Origin of the sequence: Flavobacterium hungaricum, from assembly GCF_015182285.1 — a bacterium.
Classification (GTDB): domain Bacteria; phylum Bacteroidota; class Bacteroidia; order Flavobacteriales; family Flavobacteriaceae; genus Flavobacterium; species Flavobacterium hungaricum.
In genome coordinates this window covers 428,161-442,621 of record NZ_PRDM01000005.1, presented here as the reverse complement: position 1 = coordinate 442,621, position 14,461 = coordinate 428,161, and the positions used below count along the sequence as shown (strand labels likewise).

Sequence of the window (14,461 nt, the reverse complement as noted above, 5' to 3'; positions counted from 1 at the left end):
GGGCAGCGCTAAATTTCTTTTTTGACAAGCATATAGTAATCATTGTCTAACGAACGATATCCTTGGTCGTATAAAAAATAATATGTATTTCCTGTTTTGGTTTGCAAAATATTGGTAAAGAACTCAAAATCAAAACCTTTTGTGATCAATTTCTCTCTGGTTGCTTTTGATTTTCCTTCCGTATTTAATTCTGCCAAAATACGGTAATTTTTGCGTAACTTGTTGTTCACATTACGCATGAAATTTGTACTATCTTTATTTATTTTATTATTGTACGCATTGCGGCAACTATCTGAGCAGAATTTTTTGTCTTCGCGTCCCACAATTTTCTCAGAACATTCTAGGCAGGTTCTCATTATTTTCTTTTTATTAAAAATCAGATTTTGAAACTTTATTTTTAAGAATCAGCCGGTTAATCTCGTAGATTACCGCTTCAGCTTTTTCAATATTACAATCAGTTAGAATTATATTCTTGAAACCATTTTCCATATTAATTCTTAGTTCATTGGATTTCGCAGGGATATTAAAACCAAATGTAATTTCAATAATTTTATTGAAAAGAGATCCATTCCTTATTAATTCAACATTCAGAATACTTTCCAATTCAAATATCCCATTATCTTTTCTGCTGTCAGAATTGTTAATTATCAAATAATTGTTTTCGGTATAGATTTCAAATAATGGCTTTTTTCTAATTACAGTCATTGATCAATATGAAATAAATTTTATCATTTCAGTTTTTTAATTTCGTATAAATCCTTTCTGCGGTCTTTTAATATCTTAACACTTCCATGTTCATGAAGTTCTTTTAAAAGATTCAAATCCACATCAACAATCAAAGTCATTTCTGTATTTGGAGTCGCTTCGGCTTTGATCCCGTTACTCGGAAAAGCAAAATCAGAAGGAGTAAACACAGAAGCCTGGGCGTATTGAATATCCATATTGTTTACTTTTGGCAGATTTCCAACACATCCAGCAATTGCCACATAACATTCGTTTTCTATTGCACGTGCCTGCGAGCAATGTTTAACACGAGTATAACCGTTTTGTGTATCGGTAAGAAAGGGTACAAAAAGGATATTCATTCCTTCATCAGCTAAAAGCCTTGGGAGTTCAGGAAATTCGACATCATAACAAATTAGAATTCCGATTTTACCGCAATCCGTATCAAAAGTTTTAAACTCCGAGCCGCCTTTCATTCCCCAATGAACTACTTCATTTGGGGTAATATGAATTTTGGTATACATTTCTGATGTTCCGTCGCGTTTGCACAAAAAGCCAACATTGTACAGATTACCATTTTCTAGATGAGGCATACTTCCTGTAATAATGTTGATGTTGTATGAAATGGCAAATTCCTGAAAACGTTTCCTGATCGGATCAGAGTGACGCGCCAGTTCTCGAATCGCTTCTGCCTCAGAAAGATGATTGTAATCGGCCATTAAAGGCGCAATAAAAAGTTCTGGAAAAAGGGCAAAATCACTCCCGTAACCCGAAACCACATCGATAAAAAACTCTGCTTGCTCAAACAAAGCTTCCACATTGTTAAGCGGACGCATCTGCCATTGAATTAACCCCAGACGAATGATATTCTTTTTAAGATTAATCAGTCTTGGACTTTCTTCGTAATAAATATTATTCCATTCTAATAAAACCGCAAATTCTTTTGATTCTTCGTCACCCTCCAAATAGTTTTTGATGATTCTTAAAACGTGAAAATCGTTGCTAAGCTGAAAAGAAAGTACCGGATCGTACAATTCTTTAGTTCGAACTTTTTCGATATAAGTTTTTGGAGTCATTTTTTTAGCGTGTTCCCTGTAACTCGGAATTCGCCCTGCAAAAACGATAGCTTTTAGATTTAATTGCTCACAAAGTTCCTTTCTCGCATCATACAATCGGCGGCCAAGGCGCAGCCCTCTATAATTGGGGTGAATAAAAACATCAATCCCGTATAAAATTTCAGCATTTTTATTGTGGGTAGAAAAAGTATAATCACCGCTGATCTGCTGGTAATTGTGCTTTTTGTCTACCAGTTTTTCATCAACAATAAGCGATAATGCAGAACCAACTACTTTTCCGTCAACTAAAATCACCAATTGCCCTTCTGGGAAAATAGAAAGCAATCGTTCTATATCATCAGAGCCCCAATAAGAATCGGCCATTTCTGGATACGATTCGATCATTGATTTTTTTAATTGTTTGTAGTCTTCAATCTCTAAATTTCGTAACTCTACTTTATTAATTTTTGTCTGCATCTTTATTTTAATTTTTATTTTGATCTGCGTTTAAAAATGAAATCTGAACGCAAAACACTATTTATTCCTAAAGCTAACAAAGGAAAATTAAGTATTGTTATATGTTATTTCTCGATCGTTATATATAAAACAGAAAAGCAGCAGGGTATTGACTAAGAAAAGAATCATGCTGTATCTAATACGTCCATCTGAGTACGTTTGAAAAAAAGTCAGAAAGAAGAGCAGCAGACTCGTGACTGCTAAAAATCTAATAACCGATTTCCTTTTAAATCCTAATTTCATTGACGTTCAAGTGAGATAATACTTTCAAATGTACTAAAAAAAATTTCCATTTACAAACGGTTACAAACAGTTACAGTCGAAAGTAAACACTTAACAGCCGAATACTGTTTCTTGATCGATGCATCTTTGCACTGTTGAAATGAATCAACGAATTTTTATACGAACATTTAAATATTATACGCCATGAATGCAATGAGAAACAGAGTACAGTTAATAGGGAATGTAGGAAACCAGCCTGAGATCAAAACATTGGAAAACGGTAAAAAATTAGCGCACTTAAATGTCGCAACCAATGATTATTATACCAATGACAAAGGTGAAAAAGTAGAGCAGACCGAATGGCATCGTCTTACAGCCTGGGGAAAGACAGCTGAAATCATCGAAAAATATGTGGTGAAGGGCAAAGAGGTAGCTATTGACGGAAAATTAACCCATCGTACTTACGACGACAAGAATGGAGAAAAACGATTTATTACCGAAGTGGTTATTAATGAAATTATTCTTCTGAGTAAATAAGATTTTATTAGAGTAACACCCGACAGTGCCCCAATAGAGGGATTGTCGGGATTACTATTTTTATACGTTAAAATTTAAAATGTCAATTGCTTCCAGATTTATCTAGAGTGAAGAAAGCGTATTAAGAGGCTTTAGCCAAATAACATTATTGCTTCAGGAGATTCTATTCGGCTAAAGCCATTTAGATTATCATATTAAAACCAGTATCTAAAGATGCCGGCAGTTGATAGTATTATTTTAGAACGAAATCCATTTATGAGGAGCATTTTCTTTTTACAAATCAGGGCTGTTCTTTAAACTTAATTTTAAAAGCTTATAAAACCGAAGCGCCGTTTACATCTGTTGTCAATACTTCGCTCATATAATCAAAAAAGGGTCTCATATTTTTAAAGGCATCCAAAGCTTGTTCCAGAAAAAGCGGACTTAAAACTTCTTCGTCTGTAAAACGTTTTATGACTAAAAACTGTTTAAATCGCAGTAAATCAATCGCTGGGTGATCAACATCAAAGCCCTTTGGTTTCGTTTTAAGCTGTTCGCCCTGCAAAGTTCCGAAGTTGGTTACAAAAGATTTGGAGTTCAATATTTTCTGAAACGTTTCTGGATCATGGGCAAATTCAGATCGTATTCTTTTTAAATCTGCGGCATTTGGTCCCCAAAAACCTCCGGCAAAAAAGCTGTTGCCTTTTTCGAGATGAAAGTAATAACCGCCGCGTCTCGCTGCTGTTGCGCGGGTATAACTGCCGCCCCAAAAAGTTTTAAACGGAGTTTTATCTTTAGAAAAACGAATGTCGCGATAGATTCTGTAAACACTTTTTTTACCAGAAGCATTTTCTAAAACATCGGTTTTTGATAATTCTTTGAGTAAAGCCCCTGCAAAAGTTTCTATGTGATTTAATTCGATGAGGTATTGCGGTTTATTAGCTTCAAACCAAGGTTTGTTATTATTTTCTTTAAGCTGTACCAAAAAATCAAGACTTGATTGTGGTATGGTAATATCATTTTTCATAATTGAATTTAAGATCTAAATACCCTGCAATTTAAAACTAAAAAACCCACCAGAGAAATCTGATGGGTTTTTCTATATTTTGTTAAGCTGTTTTTTTGAATAAATCAAACATAGGACAGCGAGAACAACGCTTCTTTTCGCTTTTTTTATATTTCTCACAGCAAGAAGATTTACAATTTTCAATCTTCTTTATCTTATCAAGGACATCCTGATTTTTCTTTTTCTTTTTGTCCTTTTTCTTATCCTTGTCTTTTTCTTTCTTGCCCAATTTTCCTCTGTATTATAAAAACAGAGACAAATATAAATGAAAAAAGTTATTTTTAAGCGTTCTAAATAAACTTTAACTTTTTTATTTAGGGTTAATTGCAATGGAGCTCGTAACTGTTAACTGTTGAATATCACGATCAAACAAGTAAAGTCCGCCTTTATCATCTCCGATTAAGTTGATTTTGTCTAAAATAGACTTAGCCGTAGCTTCTTCTTCAATCTGTTCAGAAACGTACCATTGTAAGAAATTATGTGTGGCATAATCTCGATCTTCAAAGGTAATGTGTACCAATTCATTGATGGATTGCGAAACAAAAAGTTCGTGATTGTAAAGTTCCTCAAACATTTCTTTAAAAGTAGAATAGCTTGTCTTTGGAGCTTTTAGGTCGGTAATCTGCGCGTGTCCGCCGCGTTCGTTTACATACTTTACTAATTTTAGCATGTGTGCACGCTCTTCGTCTGACTGTGTGTACATAAATTGAGCGATTCCCTCTAATCCGTGTACTTCAGCCCAACAAGCCATAGAAAGATAAGTTTGCGAAGATTCTGCTTCTATTCGGATTTGCTTGTTTAAAGCTGATTCAATATTTTTTGATAGCATAATTTGTGACTTTTTTGTAAAATTAAAAAAAATAATCCAAACCATTTTTTGAAAGCCCAAAACATAGCGGCGTCCGGATCAATTCAATTAATTAACGTGATTTAATTTTTTCAAAACGAACTGGCTGCGAAAACAAAGACTTATTACTGATAGGGTTTCCAGAATCCAGATTGCTGTAACCCTCCGTAAACCTTCGCATGATGTACTGTTTAGAATTGGTGTCGTAATAACTTAAAAGATAAGAATCCTCTAGTTTTAAAGCATCGTATAGTTGTATTTTTTTGTTGCTGTTCAAAAAATAAAACAAATTATCTATGGCTGATGGTACTGCTCGTTTGTCTTTTATAAAATCGAAATTTTCATTTAACATGGCATCAAAATAAACCATTTTACCTGCCGAATAATAGCTGCGTTCTCCAAAATCATCATCAGCAGCAGCATTGTAATAAAAGTCTTTGAATTCTCCAAGACCGCTGAAAGTAATAAAATTGTTTTTGTTGTTTTTAGTAATAGAAATTCCAGGAGTAAGTCCCTCTAGATTTTTAAGAAATTTTGCAGTTGTTTCCAGTTCACGTGGTTTTTTGTTCTCAACTTGCATATAAAATGGGGACATTTTAAACGGAATACTGTCACTTTTAGTAAGACGATAAGTCTTAATGCTGTTTCCAGATTCAAAATCTTTGATCTCAAATACAAACTCTTCTGTATTTGCAACTACTTGAAATAGCTTTTTATCAAAGTAAAAGGAATTAGCGCTCTGAAACGGATTTTGCGCAGCAGGAAGATTAAACGTTCTTTCTTTTACTTTACCAGTACTCATAGTAAGATCAAAAGCCTGTGTTTTTAGTAAACTGCTGTCAACGGTCAAAATAAGATGGTCATCCTGTACATACAGTTTACTTATTCTTGCGGCCACATCTATAGGATTAAGAACATCTGGTTCTATTTTCTTGATCGGAAAATATTTAATAAGCGCGTTGAAAGAGATGCTTACATTGTCTTTATTTTTATAAGTAAAAGTAGAAAGATCAAACATTTTGATTTCGCACTTACCGTCTTCAAATTTGTAGAGCAAAAGGTGTTCGAAGTCTATTTCTTTCGCTAAAATATAAAAAGCATTATGCTGCTGAAAACTGTAAATAACGTATTCATGATTTCTTGGAAAATCAAAATTTAATGATTTTGAGGTTTTATTTTCGAGGTCGTAGGTCGAAATTAAAATGTTCTTATAGCTTAAAGAACTCCAGTATAAAGTTGGTTTTTGTTCTTTGTCTATACTGCAGCCAATTAAATTTCGATTTTTTTCCTTCTTTATAGAATCTGTAAATTGATTTGTAAGGAACAGCGATTTGTTGTATTTTAAAATATTGATGTTTTCATCGTCCCAGGCAAAAACATAAACAGCATTGTTTTTTTCATCTTCAGTATTTAGAATCTGGGTTTTTCCTAAGAAATTTAGATTTAAAGGAAAAGAATTCAATACTGTCTGACTAAATATTAGGGTATTGCAAAACAAAAGAAAAAGAGTAAATAGTTTTTTCATAAATCTGTTTTTTTAAAGTTCTAATTAATTCCGCTATGGTCCAATTTATGCCTATTGCAATGTTTGAAATTTGAAAGATAAACCAATAAAAATCTTCTGGATGCTTTTTTTGAAAGCCCCAAAACATACCAAATATTGGCCTAATTCTCTATTGAATTACGCTATTTAATTTTTTCAAAACTAAAGGGCTGCGAAAACAAAGACTTGTTCCTAATCGGATTTCCAGGATCCAGATTGATATAGCCATCTGTAAATCTGCGCATCACATACTGCTTAGAACTGTTGTCGTAATAACTTAAAATATAGTAACCGTCTAACTTTAGAATGTTTTGAAGCACTATATTTTTGCTGATACTTAAAAAGTAGGAAATGTTATCAAGCGCCATAGGTTCTGACTGCACATTTTTTATAAAGTTATATTTTTCATCCATCATAGATTCAAAGTAAACCATTTTGCTTTGCGAATATTCTGTGGGCGGCTCATATAAAATTTCATCAGCATTGTAACCGCCGTAGTAGTAATCTCGATATTCAACAAAGCCGCCAAAAGTAATAAAACTGTTTTTTTTGTTTTTTAATATCGAAATTCCAGCCCCTAAGTCGGCTAGGCTTTTTAAAAATCGAGCAGTAGTTTTTAATTCTTGAGGCTTCATGTCATTGGTTTGAAAGAAAAATGGTGAATTTTTAAAAGTGATAGTGTCGTTTTTGGAAACAGCAATACTTTTCAGCGTTTCACCAGAATTAAAATCTTTTATATCAAATAAAAACGTGTCTTTATTAGCTGCAATCTGGAATAACTTTTTATCACTGTAAAAAGAATTTGCCGTTTTGATTGTACCCGCTGCAGCAGGAAAATTAAAAGTCTTTTCTTGAATTTCGGCAGTTTCCATATTGAGATCAAAAACATGCGTTTTCTTGGTATTATAATCCAATGTCAAGAGGATATGATTGTCCAAAACATACATTTTGTTGAGGGATGCTGTTTTGTCCAAAGGATTATAAAGATCCTCTTCCATCTTTTGAATCGGATAGCGAAGAATAAGTAAACTAAAAGAAAAGTTTTTTCCAGCGCCGTTTTGAAACGTAAAAGGCGAAAAATCAAACATTTTTATTTCACAGTTTCCATTTTCAAATTTGTACAACAGTAAGTGAGGCTGCAGTTTTTCTTTTGCTAAAACATAAAAAACATTGTTTTTCTGAAAAATAGTGACAATATAATCATGGTTGGAAGGAAAATCGAAATTTAAGGACTTTGTAGTACCGTTGTTCAGATTGTATTTGATGATTCTAATATTGCTATAGTTTTTAGTACTCCAATACAAAAGCGGATTTTGGTCCTCGCCGATGCTATATCCCAGAAGGTTTCGGTCTTTGGCAAATTTTATAGAATCGGTAAACTGCTGGGTGAGAAAAAGCGATTTGTTGTATTTAAAAATTTTCAAGTTTGTATTATCTGAAGCAAAAAGATATAGGTCGTGTGTCTTTACATCTTCCATATTCAACAGCTGTGTATAAGAACGCTCACTTAGATTTAAAGGAACAGAGTTCAGTATGGTTTGACTAAACGATACTGACTTACAGAGTAATAAAAATAGAAGAAATAGCTTTTTCATAAGATTCGGTGCTCAAAGATCATTCCAAATTTAATGAAATATACGTTTCCGAAATAATCGTAAAAATTACATTGGAAAATTATAAGAGGAAGAAGAATAAAAAAAGCCTGAAAGAAAACTTCTTTCAGGCTAATCCAAAGTTTAATAAAATACTTATTTTACTTTAAAAGTAACTCTTCTAGCTAATCTTCTAGCTTCTTCAGAATCTTTTTGGATTGATGTATCCGCACCTGCAGCAACAACGTTTAATCTTGAAGAGGCAATTCCAGCTTTTTCAAAAATTGTTTTCACATTTGTTGCTCTAAGATTTGATAATCTTTCGTTGTAATCAGATTTTCCAACTTGATCTGCATAACCAATGATGTCAAGAGAAGCAGAAGGATTTTTTCTTAAATACGTTAAGACAACATCGATCGCAGCAGTTGAGTTTTCAATTGGAGTTGCTTTGTTAAAATCAAAATAAACACTGTAATACTTGTCGTTGATCATCTCTTTTACAACATCTTTGTCGTTTACAACTGTGTTTGTAATAGGTTTTTCTACGATAACTTGTTTTGTAGAGATTTTTTTGATTTCATTTTCAAGAGCAGCAATTTTGTTATCGTAAGCCGCAAGGTCTAAATTTTCAGAAAGTACAGTCCAGTCAGCATGTTTGGTGTTTTTTCCTAAATAAACATTTAAACCGATAGTACCGTTAAACATCAATCCAGAAAATCCTCTATTATTAGCAAGATAAGCACCATCAAAAGTGTGATCCTGAGATGCGTTTAAGATAGTAGAAAAATCTCCGGTTAAAGCCACACGGTTTGATAATCGTATCTGTCCTGTTACACCAGCAATAAAATTACCGATTTCGTCTGTTTTTTTAATATTATCACCTCTTAATTGCGCATACCCAAAACCAGCATGTCCTAATAAACCAAAAGTATTCGTCCAGGTTTCAAAATTCATGATGCGTCCTAAGTTAGCAACTGCTTGTAAATCTACTCTGTAGTATTCTGTATCAAAATCGATAGTATTACTTTTTGAAGTAAAACTATTGTATCCAAAATCAGCTTTTAGACCAAATTTGTTGTTAAACATATAACGAACACCTAATTCACCAACCCACGGGCTTGGGGTTTCTGTAGTATAACCAGCAGAGAATGGTCTTTGAGGTTTAGTTAATCCCCCTGCTAATTCTACAGACCATTTGTTATAGTTGTCAGCAGTCTTTTCTGTTTGCGCATTTACGTGCATGAGACTTAAAGCAAACGCTAGAGTAATAACAATTTTTTTCATTGTAAGTGAGTTTTAAAATTTTCCTCAAATCAACGAATTTATTACTGCTCAGTTAAACCACTAAAAGTCATTAAAGTATTAGAATAGGGTAAGTTTGTAAGATTAACATTATTTTTTATTCATTAGCTCCTGAAAGTAATCTACAAATTGTCCCAGATGCAAACCGTCCATCAAGCCATGATGCACATGCACTGACATTGCAATTGTTCGTTTTCCAGTTTCAGAAGTAATCATTTTACCAAAAGAAACTTTAGGGCAGCTGTCTGGAAAAGTAAAACTTCGGGCATGCGAAAGTGATGTAAAATTTAACCACGGAATTGCAGAGAAATGTATGAGGTTGTCGTCATCAAAAGATCTTGTAAAAAGTCCTTTTGTGTTTTGAATACGCTCAATTTCAGCTAAAGCAATTTTTTCAAAAACCTTTAAATCAGGATTATATTCAATTAAAGAAAATCCAAAAGTCCCGTCTTCACGCCCAATAGTTGCCGATGCATCAATACGATCATTGCTGTAGATTTTTCCTTCTGAAATTCTGTACCTGAAATTTTCAATGGCATTTACGGCTGTTAAAGTCTGATGGAGGTAATAGATGAAAAAAGAAACTTTGAGTTCTTTGGCTTTTTCATATGCCTTTGTACAATCAATCTCGACGGTTGCACCAAAAAAGGGTTCATCCATCCTGCTGAAATGTTCAAAATGCTCTTTTCTATTCCAGTTTTCTAAGTCTAAAAGTGTTTTCATTATATTAAATTGTGCACCACTTCTGTGATTTTTTCGAATGAACTAAAATGTTCGTGCTCTACTTTATGATTGATTTTTTCATGTTCCCAAGTAGTATGAAACGGAATATGAACCGCATAACCGCCAATTCCTAAAACTGGAAGTACATCTGATTTTAGTGAATTTCCGATCATTAAAAACTCATTGGGGTGAATCTCCAAACGGCCTAATAATTTTTCGTAATCAATTTCTTGTTTGTCTGACATTACTTCGATATGGTGAAAGTAATGCCCCAGACCTGAGCGGTGCAGTTTACTGTGCTGGTCTTTCAAATCGCCCTTTGTTGCAACAACCAATTTGTATTTTCCGTGTAAAGTCTGCAGCGTTTCTTCGATTCCATCCAAAAGTTCGATTGGTTTTTCGAGTAGTTCTTTTCCATATTGAATGATTTTTTGAATCACTTCTATCGGAATCGTATTGTTCGAAATATTCATTGCAGCCTCGATCATCGAAAGAATGTAACCTTTGATTCCGTAACCGTATAAAGGAAGATTGGCAATTTCTATTTTAAATAATTCCTGCGAAATACCTTGATGCGAAAGATAATCTTCCATCAACGCGCAAAACTTATGTTCGGTTTCCTGAAAATAAGGTTCGTTGACAAACAGTGTATCATCGGCATCAAATGCGATTACTTTAAGATTCGGGATTTTGCTTTTATGTAACATAATGTTTTTGTTTCAAATTTTGTTTTAGTTTTGGTTTTTTTGCCACGAATTCCAGGTTTTTGCCACGAATTCACGAATTTATTGCCACAGATAAAAAAGATTAAAAATCTGCCAATCTGCTGAATCTGCGTGAGATTTTTTGCCACGAATTCACGAATTTCTCTAATTTTTGCCACAGATTACGAAGATTAAAATGATTAAAAATCTGCTGAATCTGCTGAATCTGGGAGAGACTTTTTGCCACGAATTCACGAATTTCTCTAATTGTTTGCACAGATGAAGAAGATTATAATTATTAAAAATCTGCTCAATCTGCTGAATCTGCGTAATACTTTTTGCTACGAATTCACGAATTTCTCTAATTTTTGTCTCAGATTAAGAAGATTATAATTATTAAAAATCTGCCCAATCTGCTGAATCTGCGTTAGACTTTTTGCCACGAATTCACGAATTTCTCTAATTGTTTGCCACAGATTAAGAAGATTATAATTATTAAAAATCTTCTCAATCTGCTGAATCTGCGTGAGACTTTTTGCCACGAATTCACGAATTTCTCTAATTCTTGTCTCAGATTAAGAAGATTATAATGATTAAATCTGCTCGATCTGCTGAATCTGCGTGAGACTTTTTGCCACAAATTCACGAATTTCTCTAATTTTTGCCACAGATAAAAAAGATTATAATGATTAAAAATCTGCTCAATCTGCTGAATCTGCGTGAGACTTTACCACGAAATCACTAATTCTTTTAAAACAATCGGAGTCTATTTTTTCCTTAATCCTTAGAAAACAATCTTCTTAATGAAATGGTTTTATCGTAAAATGTAATTCGGATTCCGAAAAGCAATATAATTCCGCCCAAAACCATTTGCAAAGTTATTTGTTCATTCAAAAATAACCAAGCCAATATAGAAGTAATAATTGCCTGACTCAATAAACTTAATGAAACTCTAGTCGCGCGCATATGCTGTGTAGCGTAACTAATCGAAAGCCAAGCACACAATTGACAAATCACAGCCTGCAAAACCAAGACAAACCAGCCCGTATTGGTAAAACCATTAAAAGGCTCGCCCAAAGAATAACAAAGGACTCCCAAATAAATACTCGAGGCCAATAGACTGATGGTCATAAAAGACAAGACATCGACTTCGGACAACACATTTTTGCTGACCAAAAGATAAATAGAATATAGTATGCCAGATAGGACAGCGAACAGAAATGCTTTGTCAAAATTCAGCTCCATAAAAAAGCTAAAACCAACCAAAGTTATCATTCCGAAAAGTGATACCAGAGTTCCGATCCAGAAATTTACAGCAGGTTTTATTTTTAAAAAGAAAAAAGAACCCACACCAACCCAAACAGGAGATAAATTTGTCAGCAGCGAAGCCTGAGTCGCGCTTGATTCCTGAATGGCGATGTTCCAAACAGCAACATCCGACGAAAATAGAACGCCGCAAAGTGTTGCTAAAAGCAAGAATTTTGGTTTAGGAAGTTTAAAGTTTCTTGTAATAATTACATAAGGCAAAAGCAAAGTAACAGCAAAAAACATTCGGTAAAAAGCCGAAATCAGACCTGGAGTTAGTTTGAGTTTAACCAAGATTGGGAATATTGAAATGCAAAGGATTCCGGTGATAAGTGCTAATCTTGGTTTGGTAATTTTCATTTTATAAAAAGTAGTTTTTTTCAAAAATACGAGATAAAGCTGGATTTTATTTTTTAAAATAGATTTACGATTTGAAATGTTGAATTATCGAGCCGTTTTTTTTATTCTCTTATCAATTTTACAACCAAAACCCCAGCAGTTATTTTTTCAACTTTTACAAGTGTTCCCATTTCAATTTGACCGTGTTCTGTTACAGCTTCCAATTCTTGAGAGATACCATTTTGTTGAATTCTAATTTTACCCGTTCCTTTTTTATTTTCGGGAATGGCTGCAAAAACTTCGGCTGTCTGATTAATGGCATGTTGAATTTTAAAAGAAGAATCTATTCTCGAAAGCTGTACTTTTTTGATAATGTACGCGCATACAAAAACAAATAAAATACCCGAAGCAACGGATAAAGCAAAAAGAGACAAAGGCTCTTCTATGAAACTGTACAGCAAAATACCAGTCCAGCTGAAAGCAAATAGAAAATGAATTAAACTTTTCAAAGAGAAAAAATGAAAAGCACTATCCTCTTCATTTAAGATAGAATTGTAATTTTCGGATTGATCCATAATATCCAAACCGGTTAAGAATGCCAGTGTTTGAATCAAAAACATAAGGCTTATTGGAACTGCTATAAACCAAAATGATTTTAGTAAAAGTGACGAATTATGTAAGAACTGCATTTGATAAATATTTTAGGACCAATGTCTTATTTTATTTTGAATAAAAAGATGATTTTAAGAGAAATTTAATTTGAGAATTTAAACGCGTGATTCTCTTGATTCACGCGTTTAAGATTGTTAAGCCGTTAGTGTTTTAAGACAGGCTTTTTGAATTTGCTTATCCGAAAACGGTTCTAGTGCTTCGGCCAGCATTTCACTGGTTTTGATGCATTCCATCATTTTGGATCTTAAATCTTTGTCATCGCCCAATTCTGTTTCGAGAATTCGCTTGAAAATCTCGTTTAAATAATCAGGCTGTTCTCTAAATTCTCCTTCAAACCATAAATCGGAAAGAAAATTGGCCATTGATGGCATTACATCATGATGTGTTGGTTTTTGATTTTCTTTAGTCATAATCGAAAATTTTAAACGCACGAAACCCTTGCTTTAGGTGTGACTAAATATCCGTAGATAGATTTAGGGCAGTTTCCTGCTCCTTCACCATAACAAGGGCTTCGCTTATTGTTAACTTTTAATAAGTTTTATTGAAAGTCTACAGAGATTTAGTCGCTGCAAACTTACAAATAAATCATTATATTTGTAAGGTATTTCTGTTAATTTTATTATGTGTTTAGATTACAGTTAGTTAATGTTGAAGGCTTTTTAAAACGATTGCTAGTTTTAAATTGAGATTATTTGACTTTTCTATTTTTAATGTCCTGCCGATTATCCCAAAACGAAACAATTTCAATTTGAGTTGCACTTATTTCGTAGAATAACAAGTAAACTTTCATCGGAATAACACGAGTAATTTTGTTTGAAGTAAGTCTTCCGAGTAGTTCTGAATTTGAAAGTGTATTTAATAAATCTTCAACTTCGTCTAAAAGTTTTAAACTGTAAGTTGGACTTTCATTTTTAATATAATAATATTCAAGTACATTTTCTAGTTGAAGTTTAGCCAAAGAAGACCAGACTATTTCTTTTTTAGCCATTCCCTCATTTCTGAAATTACTTCATCATTTTTATGAAAATTTCCACTTTCAATTTCTTTTCGGCTTCTTTCAATTGCCATTTTTTGATCACTAGATAAACCGTAAAGTTCCTGCTCAGATGAATCAAAAATTGTTTGAAGAGCTTTTAGAAAGTCCAAATCTGTAGAATCTTTAATTCTCGAGATCAAATTCTTTTTTATTTGTGCAGTCAAGTCCATAATATCTCTTTATATCTTCAAAATTAAAAATTTATTTTCAGATCGTATGCTTTTATATCTAAAATAAAGAAAGTTACCTGCCTATATTTTAGACTGATAACTTTCTTTTATATTTTGAGTAAATAAAAAT

At 33.2% G+C, this 14,461-nt stretch carries 17 protein-coding genes; 1 reads left to right on the top strand and 16 read right to left on the bottom strand.

The window, feature by feature from the left end; translation table 11 throughout:
• Nucleotides 1-8: 8 nt before the first annotated feature.
• The 3 genes from C4F50_RS21320 to C4F50_RS21310 are packed head-to-tail and all read right to left on the bottom strand — an operon-like array spanning nt 9 to nt 2,255.
• Nucleotides 9-356, bottom strand: a complete 348-nt coding sequence (locus tag C4F50_RS21320; RefSeq protein ID WP_194140666.1) for a hypothetical protein — start codon at nt 354-356, stop codon at nt 9-11.
• Between the two features lie 13 nt (nt 357-369).
• Entirely contained in the window at nt 370-705 is a 336-nt protein-coding gene (locus C4F50_RS21315; protein ID WP_194140665.1) for a hypothetical protein, read from the bottom strand.
• A 23-nt stretch (nt 706-728) separates the two neighbouring features.
• Nucleotides 729-2,255, bottom strand: coding sequence for a bifunctional GNAT family N-acetyltransferase/carbon-nitrogen hydrolase family protein (locus C4F50_RS21310; protein WP_194140664.1), 1,527 nt, complete (start codon nt 2,253-2,255; stop codon nt 729-731).
• A gap of 465 nt (nt 2,256-2,720) precedes the next feature.
• Between C4F50_RS21310 and C4F50_RS21305 the strand changes: the two genes are divergently transcribed.
• Complete coding sequence (locus tag C4F50_RS21305) at nt 2,721-3,053, top strand: single-stranded DNA-binding protein (protein ID WP_194140663.1); 333 nt, start codon at nt 2,721-2,723, stop codon at nt 3,051-3,053.
• Between the two features lie 313 nt (nt 3,054-3,366).
• Here the strand turns inward: C4F50_RS21305 and C4F50_RS21300 are convergent, their stop codons facing one another.
• From C4F50_RS21300 to C4F50_RS21240, 13 genes are all read right to left on the bottom strand, one after another.
• Nucleotides 3,367-4,059 (bottom strand): DUF2461 domain-containing protein, encoded by a 693-nt coding sequence (locus tag C4F50_RS21300; RefSeq protein WP_194140662.1) that lies wholly within the window; start codon nt 4,057-4,059, stop codon nt 3,367-3,369.
• An 82-nt stretch (nt 4,060-4,141) separates the two neighbouring features.
• Nucleotides 4,142-4,327, bottom strand: a complete 186-nt coding sequence (locus C4F50_RS21295) for a hypothetical protein (protein WP_194140661.1) — start codon at nt 4,325-4,327, stop codon at nt 4,142-4,144.
• Nucleotides 4,328-4,408: 81 nt separating this feature from the next.
• The gene (locus C4F50_RS21290) at nt 4,409-4,927 is read right to left on the bottom strand and encodes a ferritin (protein WP_194140660.1); all 519 of its coding nucleotides are present in this window, start codon (nt 4,925-4,927) and stop codon (nt 4,409-4,411) included.
• A gap of 91 nt (nt 4,928-5,018) precedes the next feature.
• Complete coding sequence (locus C4F50_RS21285) at nt 5,019-6,470, bottom strand: hypothetical protein (RefSeq protein ID WP_194140659.1); 1,452 nt, start codon at nt 6,468-6,470, stop codon at nt 5,019-5,021.
• Between the two features lie 161 nt (nt 6,471-6,631).
• Nucleotides 6,632-8,083, bottom strand: a complete 1,452-nt coding sequence (locus tag C4F50_RS21280; protein ID WP_194140658.1) for a hypothetical protein — start codon at nt 8,081-8,083, stop codon at nt 6,632-6,634.
• Between the two features lie 153 nt (nt 8,084-8,236).
• The gene (locus C4F50_RS21275) at nt 8,237-9,364 is read right to left on the bottom strand and encodes an OmpA family protein (RefSeq protein WP_194140657.1); all 1,128 of its coding nucleotides are present in this window, start codon (nt 9,362-9,364) and stop codon (nt 8,237-8,239) included.
• A 108-nt stretch (nt 9,365-9,472) separates the two neighbouring features.
• The gene (locus C4F50_RS21270; protein WP_194140656.1) at nt 9,473-10,105 is read right to left on the bottom strand and encodes a chloramphenicol acetyltransferase; all 633 of its coding nucleotides are present in this window, start codon (nt 10,103-10,105) and stop codon (nt 9,473-9,475) included.
• Entirely contained in the window at nt 10,105-10,812 is a 708-nt protein-coding gene (locus tag C4F50_RS21265; RefSeq protein WP_194140655.1) for an HAD family hydrolase, read from the bottom strand. Before C4F50_RS21265 ends, C4F50_RS21270 begins: the two co-directional genes overlap by 1 nt.
• 774 nt (nt 10,813-11,586) lie before the next feature.
• A complete protein-coding gene (locus tag C4F50_RS21260) occupies nt 11,587-12,474 on the bottom strand; it encodes a DMT family transporter (RefSeq protein ID WP_194140654.1) in 888 nt (295 codons plus the stop codon).
• A gap of 101 nt (nt 12,475-12,575) precedes the next feature.
• Complete coding sequence (locus C4F50_RS21255) at nt 12,576-13,142, bottom strand: NfeD family protein (RefSeq protein ID WP_194140653.1); 567 nt, start codon at nt 13,140-13,142, stop codon at nt 12,576-12,578.
• A 117-nt stretch (nt 13,143-13,259) separates the two neighbouring features.
• Nucleotides 13,260-13,535: a hypothetical protein gene (locus C4F50_RS21250; protein WP_194140652.1), complete on the bottom strand. Its 276-nt coding sequence runs from the start codon at nt 13,533-13,535 to the stop codon at nt 13,260-13,262.
• A 278-nt stretch (nt 13,536-13,813) separates the two neighbouring features.
• The gene (locus C4F50_RS21245; protein WP_194140651.1) at nt 13,814-14,113 is read right to left on the bottom strand and encodes a type II toxin-antitoxin system RelE/ParE family toxin; all 300 of its coding nucleotides are present in this window, start codon (nt 14,111-14,113) and stop codon (nt 13,814-13,816) included.
• Nucleotides 14,095-14,331 carry a hypothetical protein gene (locus C4F50_RS21240; protein WP_194140650.1) on the bottom strand — a complete coding sequence of 79 codons (237 nt, stop codon included), beginning with the start codon at nt 14,329-14,331 and terminating at the stop codon, nt 14,095-14,097. The genes C4F50_RS21245 and C4F50_RS21240 overlap by 19 nt, the downstream gene beginning before the upstream one ends.
• Between the last annotated feature and the right edge of the window lie 130 nt (nt 14,332-14,461).